Below are 10,241 nucleotides of genomic sequence, written 5' to 3'. Positions count from 1 at the left end.
GCGGCGTCTACCAGGCGGTCAGCGTCAAGCCGTTCAAGAAAGCGCTGCCGGCGTGAGCGATCAGTATGCGGCCGCCAAGCGGGAAGCGGTCATCCAGCAGCGCCTGGCCGTGCTGCTTCCGCAGCGTTGCGAACTGATCGACGACTCGGCTCGACACGCCGGTCACGAAGGTGCCCGCGGCGGCGGCGCCCACTATCGCTTGTTGATTGTTTCGCCGGCCTTTCTCGGTCACAGCCGTGTCGCCAGGCACCGCATGGTTCATGAGGCCCTTGGCGATCTGCTGCGCAGTGCGATTCACGCCCTGAGCATCAGGGCGATGACTCCCGAGGAAGCGGCCTTGACGTCGGCGATCGATTCCTGATCGCGCTTGTTTCACCCCCCCCAAAGAATTCAAAACTCACACCCACAGAAGGACACAGACATGCACAACCTCTCCAAGCTGGCTAGCGCACTGCTGCTCGGCGCCATGATTTCCTTGCCGGCGGTGGCGGCCAAGAGCGGCACCCTGGTGACCGTAAACGGCGTCGCCATTTCCGACAGCGTCGGCAACGCCTTCCTGGCCGAACAGGAAGCCCAGGGCACCGCCGCGACGCCCGAGCTGAAGAACGCCATCAAGGAAGAACTGATCCGCCGCGAATTGCTGGCTCAGGAAGCCAAGAAAATGGGCCTCGACAAGCAGGCCGATGTCGCTGCCCAGGCCGATCTGGCGCGGCAGGCAATTTTTATCCGCGCCTTCATCCAGGACTACATCAAGAAGCACCCGATCAGCGACGCGCAGCTCCAGGCCGCGTATGACCGCGTCAAAACCCAGATGGGCGGTACCGAATACAAGGTGCGCCATATTCTGGTCGAGCAGGAAGCGGATGCCAAGCAGATCATCGTCAACCTCAACAAGGGCGACAAATTCGAAACCCTGGCCACGCAGTCCAAGGATCCCGGCTCACGCGAGAAAGGCGGCGACCTCGGCTGGAGCAGCCCGGCCAACTACGTCAAGCCTTTCGGCGAGGCGGTTACCGGCCTGGCCAAGGGCAAGTTTACCGAGACGCCGGTGAAAACCGATTTTGGCTATCACGTGATCCTGCTCGAGGACAGCCGTCCGCTGACCCCGCCGCCCTTCGACCAGATCAAGCAGCAACTGGCGCAGCGTCTGCAGCAGGAACAGATCCAGAAACTGGTCATCGATCTGCGCGCCAAGGCGAAGATTCAGTAAGTCGCCTTTGTCGTATGTCGTAGGCAAGGAGAAAAAGGCGCCGGCTTTGCCGGCGCCTTTTTCAATGGTGGCAGCCATCTGAAAACGATGGCGGACTGGCCCGCGCTGGCCATCCCGGCATATCTGGATACGTCACACGCCTGGCTTAGTCAACCCAGCGCCGCGCGTTGCGGAACATGCGCAGCCAGGGTGAATCGTGCCAGCCGCGCGCGTCCCAGTCGGCGGGGCGCCAGGACATCTGGACGCTGCGGAAAACGCGTTCGGGGTGCGGCATCATGATCGTGAAACGGCCGTCCGCAGTGGTGAGAGCGGTGATGCCGGCCGGTGAGCCGTTCGGGTTGTCCGGATAGCGCTCGCTCGGCTGCCCGGCCGGGTCGACGTAACGCATCGCCACCAGCGCGCGCGCCTGCTCCTCGGCCGAGGCAAAAAGCGCGCGTCCCTCGCCGTGCGAGACGACCACCGGCAGCCGGCTGCCGCCCATGCCGGCAAAGAAGAGGGATGGCGACGCGGGCACTTCGACCAGCGAAAAGCGCGCTTCGAACTGCTCGACGCGGTTGCGCTCGAAGCGCGGCCAGGCGTCGGCGCCGGGAATCATTTCCTTGAGCGCGCTCATCATCTGGCAGCCGTTGCAGACGCCGAGGGCGAAGCTGTCCGGGCGGGCGAAGAATGCCGCGAAGCTGTCGCGCGCACGCGCGTTGAAAAGGATCGTTTTTGCCCAGCCCTGGCCGGCACCGAGGACATCCCCATAGGAAAAACCGCCGCAGGCGACGGCGCCCTTGAAATCGGCGAGGGTGACGCGGCCGGAGAGGACGTCGCTCATGTGCACGTCGATGGCGGCAAAGCCGGCGCGATCGAAAGCGGCGGCCATTTCGACGTGGCCGTTGACCCCCTGTTCGCGCAGGATCGCCACGCGCGGGCGGGCGCCGCTGTTGATCATTGGCGCCGCGACATCGTCGCCGGGGTCGAAGCTCAAGCTCACTGACAGGCCGCTGTCGGCGGCGTCGAGAATGCGGTCGTAAGCCTGCTCTGCGCATTCCGGGTTATCGCGCAACTGCTGCATGCGGAAACTGGTTTCCGACCAGGCGCGTTGCAACTCGACGCGCGGTTCGGCGAGCACTGCTTTGGCATTGCGGATGATGCGCACCTGGTCCCAGGGATTGGGCGCGCCGATGAACTGGCTGCAGGCGCCGAGCCCGGCGGCACGCAGGATAGCCATCACCGGGCTGCGTTCGGCGCGGCGAATCTGTACCACGGCGCCCAATTCCTCGTTGAACAGGGCGCCCATCAGCCGCTCGAAGGAACGGCCGCCGAGCAGGTCGGGGCGTTTCTCGTTGCCATCGACGTCATTCATCAGCGGGTCGTAGCAGAGACTGTCGGTATCGATCGAGACGCCGCAGTGCGCGGCGAAAGCCATTTCGCAGATGGTGGCGAAGAGGCCGCCGTCGGAGCGGTCGTGGTAGGCGAGGAGCAGGTTTTCGCTAGCCAGCTTGCGGATGGCGCCGAAGAAAGCCACCAGGCGGGCCGGGTCGTCGACATCCGGTGTTTCACTGCCGGTGGCGTTGAACACCTGCGCCAGCGCCGAACCGCCGAGGCGATTGCGGCCAGCCCCGAGGTCGATCAGCAGCAGGTCGGTGTCGCCGACATCGAGCACCAGTTGCGGAGTCAGCGTGCGGCGCGCATCCTGCACCCGTGCGAAGCCGGTGACGATCAGCGACAAGGGCGAGACGACCTGTTTTTGCGCGCCGGAATGCTGGCCCGCTTCTTCGTCGGTTTTTTCGTTTCCTGCTTCCTGCCAGGCGCTGCGCATCGACAGCGAATCCTTGCCGACCGGGATGGCGACACCGATCTGCTGGCAGAGGTCGGAGACCGCACGCACGGTGTCGAACAGGCGCGCGTCTTCGCCCGGAAAACCGGCGGCGGCCATCCAGTTGGCCGACAGCTTGACGCCAGCGAGCGCGGCGATGTCCGCCGCGGCGATGTTGGTGAGCGCTTCGCCGACCGCCATGCGCCCTGAAGCCGGCGCATCGAGCACTGCCAGCGGCGTACGTTCGCCGATCGCGAACGCTTCGCCGAGATAGCCTTCAAATGCCATCAGCGTCACCGCCACGTCGGCGCAGGGTATCTGCCAGGGTCCGACCATCTGGTCGCGCGCGGTCAGGCCGCCGACGCTGCGGTCGCCGATGCTGATCAGGAAAGTTTTGTCGGCCACCGCCGGCAGGCGCAGCACGCGAGCGGCCGCTTCCCTGAGATCCACTGCGGTGGCGTCGAAAGGCACGCTCAGTGGCGGCAGATGCGTGGCCGTGCGTGTCATCCGTGGCGGCTTGCCGAGCAGCGCCTCCATGTCCATATCGACCGGCTGGTTGCCGAAATGGCTGTCGGCAACGACCAGGCGCTTCTCGCGGGTGGTCACGCCGACGACCGCAAAAGGGCAACGCTCGCGCTCGCAGAGGGCGCTGAATTCGGCCAGGCGCTCGGGCGCGATGGCCATCACGTAACGTTCCTGCGCTTCGTTGCACCAGATCTCGGCCGGTGACATCCCCGGTTCCTCGATGTTCACTGCGCGCAGTTCGAAGCGCGCGCCGCAGCCGGCGCCGTGCGCCAGTTCCGGCAGGGCGTTGGAAATGCCGCCGGCGCCGACGTCATGTACCGAGAGAATCGGATTGCCATCGCCGGCGGCCGAAGCGTCGCCGGTGGGGGCGCCCATCTGCCAGCAACGGTCGATGACTTCCTGCGCGCGGCGCTGGATTTCCGGGTTGCCGCGCTGCACCGAGGCAAAGTCGAGATCGGCGCTATTGCTGCCGGTGGTCATCGAGCTGGCCGCGCCACCGCCGAGGCCGATGAGCATGCCGGGGCCACCGATCTGGATCAGCAGGCTGTCGGCAGGCAGAGTTTCAGACTTGAAGGACTGGCTGGCGGCGATACTGCCGACGCCGCCGGCGAGCATGATCGGCTTGTGGTAGCCGCGCAGCAGGCGACCGTCCGGGCTGGCGGCACTGCCGGTGAACTGCTCGTAGGTGCGGAAATAGCCGGCCAGGTTCGGGCGGCCGAACTCGTTGTTGAAGGCGGCGGCGCCGATCGGCCCTTCGAGCATGATGGCCAGCGGCGAAGCGATGCGCGCCGGGCGGCCATAGGCGGCGGATTCGGCTTCCCAGGGTTGCAAGGCCTTCGGGATGTTGAGGTTGGAGACCGAGAAGCCGCACAGGCCGGCTTTCGGCTTCGAGCCGCGGCCGGTGGCGCCTTCGTCGCGAATCTCGCCGCCGGAACCGGTTGCCGCCCCCGGAAAAGGCGAAATCGCCGTCGGGTGGTTGTGCGTCTCGACCTTGGCCAGGATGTGCGTTAGCTCCTCGTGCCAGACGTAGCGAGCATCGGCGCCAGGGTGGAACAGCGGCACGCTGGCGCCTTCGATGACCGAGGAATTGTCCGAGTAGGCGACGACGGTTCCCGCCGGGTGCGCCTGGTGTGTCTCGCGAATCATCCCGAACAGCGTTTCGCTGCGCGCCTGCCCGTCGATCACCCACGCAGCGTTGAAGATCTTGTGCCGGCAATGCTCCGAATTGGCCTGCGCAAACATCATCAGCTCGACGTCAGTCGGATTGCGCTGCGCTTTCAGGAAAAGTTCGACGAGGTAATCGACTTCGTCGTCCGACAGCGCCAGGCCCAGGCGCGTGTTCGCTGCGGCCAGCGCGGCGTGCCCGCCTGCCAGCAGATCGACACTGGTCAGCGCTTGCGGCGGGAAGTGGCGGAACAGTTCCGCGCTCTGCGCGAAGTCGTCGAGCACCGTTTCCAGCATGCGGTCGTGGAGCAGGGCGGCGATCGTCGCCCGCTCGGCAGCCGACAAGGTGCGCTTGCCGGTATCGAGCCGGAAGGCGATGCCACGTTCGATGCGTTCGACGGTGAGCAGGCCGCTATTCGCGGCGATGTCGGTGGCTTTCGACGACCACGGCGAGATGGTGCCGACACGTGGCGTGACCAGGAACAGTTCGCCGCCGCCAGCGGCCGCGGCCGGCTGTTCGCTCTGCTCTGCCAGCAGCACTGCCAGTTGCCGCCGCTCGCTGTCGCTCAGCGCGCTGTGCAGGGCGACGAAGTGCCAGTAGTCGGCAGCGGCAATGCGTATTCCGGGGACGCCAGGAACGGCGGCCGCGAGGCGCTGCTGCAGACCCTGCAAGCGGAAAGACGAAAACGCGGCGGCACCGCGAAGAAAAAGGATATCGGCCATGGCGGGCGGGCTGCAGAGAAGGGCAGGCAAAGCTGCGTGCGGAAAGGACGCCAGGAAAGATCGGCGAGGAGCCGCGATTATAGCCGACCGCGGAGGGGCTCCGACTGTCGCGGCCGGCGGCCGGCGCGTTGTTCAAGGCCGGGCCCCGCCGTGCCGGCGAACACCGCGCCGCTTTGCCAGACTTGACACGGCTTTTGCTGTTTTTTGCGGCCAGCCGGCAACGGTGCTCTACCGGGAAGGGCTGGTTCAGGTCGATGGCAGCCGCAAGGGCCGCGGCTACGCCGGCCGCCTCCAACTGTAGCTTGGAAGCCCCTTGCCATTCCTGAGAAGTCATGACTGCTTGTCGGAATATTTTACATTCATCAACTGTTTAGATGTTCTTGCCTGGCAGACCGTTCACATTGTACTAATTTAATATCATTTAATTTGATGCGTCGTTTCTGGCCCCGATTTTGCTTTACACGGTTCGGAGCGTCTATGTCGTCAAACGTAACTGACTTGTAGCCAAGTGATTGCCGAGTTCAACGAGATCGGTAGCAGTAGTTTTTCAGGGATGGCAGACGTGATCCCACTTCGATTCAATTTTTTGTCAGGAGATACCCATGTTGAACTCATTTTCCGCTATGCGAACCGGCTTGGCGATTGCCGCGACGATCGCCTGCAGCAGTGTCTTTGCCGCACCGACCTATGTAGGTAGTTGGCAAGTGGACGACGGTCCAAGCTGGACGGTCGTTCCGCCTTCGTACACCGGCCAGGAAGCCGCGGCTCTCCTGTTTGGTGGCGCCGCCTCTGATTACGTGATTTCGACGATCGACAGCCTTGTTGCGAACATCGACCACTTGACCTGGGTCAGCACCTGGGCCGGCGCTTGTGGCGGTTCATTTCCTTGTGGAACAAAGGTTGCTGAAACTTTCGAAGTCAGCACCGGCGGCTTGTATGCGACCCCCGGCGACACCTCGGCCTATGTCAGTGATTGGGCGATAGGAACGGAATACACGAACTACGCGTTCAAGGTTGACGCTGCAGTACCAGAGCCTGCCTCTCTGGCGTTGCTGGGTATCGCTATCGCCGGGTTGGGCGTGACGCGCCGCCGCAAGACGGCCTGAACTGGTAAATAGGCGGGCAGTTCCTTGAGCGCTCTGGCGGGGTCGCCGCCAATCCGCTCAAGGACGCGCAACAGGTCGCGAAGCTGCTCAAGAATCTGCGTATCGAGCAGACCAGATCACGCTCGCGTCATAGCAAGGACAAGGAGGCCTTGGCCGAGAGCAAGAATGCCAGCGTGGTGCGCAAGCACAGGGGCCATGAGCAGATCCCAAAGTACTTCGCACAGCGGATCAATGCCTTCTATCAGAAAACCTTCAATGCGTGGCTCAAGCTGCCGCGCCCCTGCCTGTTCGCCACCGCGGTCGTCAGCCCCAAGGGCAAAATCGTCAAGCGTTACCGGCACGAGGACGTGAAAACTCCCCTGGAGTGCCTGGCCCAGCTGTACGACAAAAACTTGCTTCAGATGAACCCCGGGGTGACGCTGCTGGCCTTGCAGGCACAAGCACGCTCACAAACCGACCTGGCCGCTACGCAGGCCATGCAACGCGCCAGGGGCAGCCTCTTCGACAGCTTTGACAAAGCGAAGCAGCGAGCCTGACGGCGCCCCCAATCCCCTGCCGCCGAGGTTCCGCGATGCAAACTGAATAGATAGTCGGAAGGCCCCGCCAGGCCTTGATCTTGGATAGAGTGATGTTATCGAGACAGGCACCTATTTGGAGAAGAAAGGAGGCGTAGCTATCAAGCCAGTGCCGAGGTGACGCCGCTGGTGCTGATGTTGACCGGCGGTGGTCGTTTGTTGGAAGACCTACGCCGACTGCGCCGTTGCCGAGACGCTGCACAGCATGAACGAGACCAGGAAAGCGTTTCGTCTGATTGTCGTCAAATACAAGCGACAGGCCGAACTGTTCGATGACGCGCCGAAATATCACGTCATCGTCAGCAACCGCGCCGAATCAACCGCAGACACCCTGATCTGGTATCGCCAGCGCGGGGAGACCTCCGCGAACGGATCAAGGAGTTGAAAATCGGCTTCGGCATGGAACGTATGCCCTGCGGACAGTTTGCCGCCAACGCCGCGTTCTTCCGCATCGGCGTCATTGCCCACAACCTGTTCGTCCTGTTCAAGCATGCCGCCCTGGGCACCGACCGGCAGCGCCACCAAGTTGCCACCGTCCGCTGGCGTCTGTCTCATCTGCCGGGCAAGGTGGTGCGCCATGCCGGGTCATGGGTGTTGAAGGTTGCCGCAGACACCGTCGACTTGTTCCGCAGCATCCGTACCTGCAGCGTCGCGCAGGCCGTGGCAAATTCTCCATAGCCGGCGACCGGTTCCGCGCAACACCCCGCCAAAGATGCCTCCGCGCCGCGACGCGCGAGGAGCGGCTCGTCCAAAATTCGCGTCAGCAGGTCATTGGGATCCGGCAGCCCGTCTATTGTGTCCTCGGCGACACTCAGCACGCTCTGCCGCGGGAACTTCCCCGCCGTCAGGCATCCAGCGAATGCCACAGCCCTGGCATGTACGGTCGGCAAGAATTCCAATCGCGGGATTTGGGTTGTAGCCGCTATCACCCAATAAATCGGGCTCCTCCATCAACCCGCGCGATGCAACGGGTGGAAGCCCGACTCATCGGGTGATGGCAGCAACTTGCCTTGCCTGCGGGTCGGTCAATCCCTAGGGGTGGCCCAAGCGTCAGCCTAGGCGTCGATGAGCCGGCGAATCATGCGTTGGTACTGCGTATGCTGCTTTGCCGCCTCCTCCTTGAAGAACGCGACGCTCTTTCTGCTCCGGGCCACGGTAACTTTCACACCTTCCTCACGAAACGCCAATTCGGGGAAACACGGGACGCAGCAGCGGGGAAACAGGGACGCTGCAGGGTTTTCCGCAGCCAGGATCGCATTCACGACATCCCGAACGCAGTTCTAAACCGTGGCCTGTGCCCGAATCTTGTGCCGAATCTCCGCGCGCAGCAGCCAGTCGCAGGCGCTGCTCGCCAACATCCGTGAATGCTTCGACAGCGTGATCCCGGGGCTCATTGCCACTTGCGACGCCGACGGAGTCCCGAACATGGCCTATCGGTCGCAGGTCCAGTTCATTGACCTCGAACACGTGGCGCTCGCCTATCCGTTCTTCAACAAGACCCGGCAGAACGTGCTGCTCAAGCCAAAAGTCCGCCTGCTGCTGACCTTGCCGTCGGCCAAAAAACGGCAACCGCGTGCTTGCGGTTGCCGTTGTCGTCAGAGTCTCGACTGGATCAGGCGGTCTTGCGACGGCGTGTGCTGGCCAGACCAGCCAGGCCCAGGCCCAGAAGGGCGAGGGACTCCGGCTCGGGGACCGCTCCGCCATCATCACCACGGACCAGGAAGGTCTCCGCGGCCGGGTTGTTCCGGTGATCATCAGTCGGAGCCAGCGGGGAATGCCAGACGTAGCCACTTTCCGCATCACCGATGTCGCAATGGTCGTGTTCGGTGCTGAAGTAAGTCGCAGCGCACTTGACCGACAGGTCCGCATTGGTGAACGCCGCTACCAGCTCCACGATGCTTGCGAAGCTGGCGTTCCATTGATCATCGGTCGCAAACTGAAAGCCGTGGTGCAGTTGCACCACTCCGCAACTGGGGTTCTCGCCGGCGCACGGGGCGGCGTATACCCATTCCAAACCGCCCGCCGCGACGATCACCGACGAGGCGGGTGCCTCTCCCAGCAGGGTGATTGCGCTCGCCGGAGCGGTAACGCCCATGCACAGAGCTGCAATTGACGCTGCTGCGAGTTTCTTGATGGCTGGTTTCATTGTCTTGTTCCTGTTGAAAGTATAAAAAATGACATAAAAAATGGGTTTGCACGCGCAAGGTGGCAATTTGCTGAATCCTGTCGCTCTGCTGAGGATGGTTTCGCCCGGCTGTTTTTCTATAGCGCTGCCGTCTCGCCACAATCCTGTGCTGACGTGTAAGCACATACCGTGCCACATTGCATTTTCGGCACGAATAGGTCTATTGTTCAAGGTCTTAGAAGCCGCCCTCCGGAGCGGGAAAATTCCACAATAAAAATGTCTTATTGTCAGTGTAAAATTAGTCGACATAAGAACACCTGTTCGCAGGAGGCGGGAAACGGGGGGCGCAGCAGGGTTTTCCGGAGCCAGGATCGCATTCACGACGTCCGCAACTCAGTTCTAAACCGTGATCTGTCCCCGAATCTTGCGCCGCATCTTCGCCGAATCTTCCGCCCCCGAATCTTCCGACGACGGCTGGGACAAGTACCGCGAACGCACCTTCGCGCGCGCCAAGGCCAGGGGCTGTATCCCGCAGGACGCGCAGCTCGCGCCGTGCCCGGCGTCGATGGCGTCGTGGGGCTCGATCCCCGCGGCCGAGAGAGCGTTCCAGCGGCGCCTGATGGAAGTCTTCGCCGGCTTCGCCGAGCACGCCGACTACAAGGCGGGCAAGGGGATCGCCGAAATCGAGCGCCAGGGCAAGCTCGACAACACGCTGATCTTCTACATCTGGGGAGGCAAGGGCTCGTCGTCCGAGGGGCTGTACGGCAGCATCAGCGAACAGCTCGCACAGAACGGCATCCCGACCAGGATCTCGAACCCATAACCCATCGAGGCCCTTCTTCAATGTGAAAGTCGCGCAAGCGACTCACGAAACTCCCTTCTCCCTTGCGGGAGAAGGGGCAGGGGAAGGAGGGAAACGGTCATGACTTTCATGATTTGGGGTGGTCTCCACGTGTCATGACCGTTAATGTGAAAGTCGCGCAAGCGACTCACCGAAACTCCCTTCTCC

The 10,241-nt window shown here is 63.0% G+C and carries 8 protein-coding genes and 1 pseudogene; 7 read left to right on the top strand and 2 right to left on the bottom strand.

The annotated features are described in order from the left end of the window. The coding region (locus E4Q23_RS20190) for a BolA family protein (RefSeq protein WP_336511744.1) at positions 1-361 on the top strand (361 nt) is incomplete at its 5' end. A 60-nt stretch (positions 362-421) separates the two neighbouring features. Continuing rightward, positions 422-1,210: a peptidylprolyl isomerase gene (locus E4Q23_RS20185; protein WP_169068297.1), complete on the top strand. Its 789-nt coding sequence runs from the start codon at positions 422-424 to the stop codon at positions 1,208-1,210. A 145-nt stretch (positions 1,211-1,355) separates the two neighbouring features. On the opposite strand, the gene purL is transcribed toward E4Q23_RS20185, so the two are convergent. Then, complete coding sequence (purL, locus tag E4Q23_RS20180; RefSeq protein WP_169068296.1) at positions 1,356-5,426, bottom strand: phosphoribosylformylglycinamidine synthase; 4,071 nt, start codon at positions 5,424-5,426, stop codon at positions 1,356-1,358. Positions 5,427-6,439: 1,013 nt separating this feature from the next. On the opposite strand from purL, the pseudogene E4Q23_RS25365 reads away from it, so the two are divergent. The 4 genes and pseudogenes from E4Q23_RS25365 to E4Q23_RS20160 all read left to right on the top strand — a co-directional run. Then, positions 6,440-6,532, top strand: a pseudogene (locus tag E4Q23_RS25365) (PEP-CTERM sorting domain-containing protein); the annotation flags it as partial. Between the two features lie 173 nt (positions 6,533-6,705). Next, positions 6,706-7,068 carry a hypothetical protein gene (locus tag E4Q23_RS20170; RefSeq protein WP_169068295.1) on the top strand — a complete coding sequence of 121 codons (363 nt, stop codon included), beginning with the start codon at positions 6,706-6,708 and terminating at the stop codon, positions 7,066-7,068. 187 nt (positions 7,069-7,255) lie between these two features. Further along, positions 7,256-7,492, top strand: coding sequence for a hypothetical protein (locus E4Q23_RS20165; protein WP_169068294.1), 237 nt, complete (start codon positions 7,256-7,258; stop codon positions 7,490-7,492). Continuing rightward, on the top strand, positions 7,489-7,785 hold the full coding sequence (locus E4Q23_RS20160; RefSeq protein ID WP_169068293.1) for a transposase: 297 nt from the start codon (positions 7,489-7,491) through the stop codon (positions 7,783-7,785). The genes E4Q23_RS20165 and E4Q23_RS20160 overlap by 4 nt, the downstream gene beginning before the upstream one ends. Before the next feature lie 934 nt (positions 7,786-8,719). On the opposite strand, the gene E4Q23_RS25360 is transcribed toward E4Q23_RS20160, so the two are convergent. After that, complete coding sequence (locus tag E4Q23_RS25360) at positions 8,720-9,253, bottom strand: PEP-CTERM sorting domain-containing protein (protein WP_272873723.1); 534 nt, start codon at positions 9,251-9,253, stop codon at positions 8,720-8,722. 403 nt (positions 9,254-9,656) lie between these two features. On the opposite strand from E4Q23_RS25360, the gene E4Q23_RS20150 reads away from it, so the two are divergent. After that, positions 9,657-10,055 (top strand): sulfatase-like hydrolase/transferase, encoded by a 399-nt coding sequence (locus E4Q23_RS20150; RefSeq protein ID WP_211203859.1) that lies wholly within the window; start codon positions 9,657-9,659, stop codon positions 10,053-10,055. The last annotated feature ends 186 nt before the right edge of the window (positions 10,056-10,241 follow it).

Origin of the sequence: Candidatus Accumulibacter phosphatis, from assembly GCF_012939955.1 — a bacterium.
In the GTDB taxonomy this organism is placed as follows: domain Bacteria; phylum Pseudomonadota; class Gammaproteobacteria; order Burkholderiales; family Rhodocyclaceae; genus Accumulibacter; species Accumulibacter delftensis.
The sequence above is the reverse complement of the archived record's forward strand: the minus strand, read 5'-3'. Positions and strand labels throughout refer to the sequence as shown.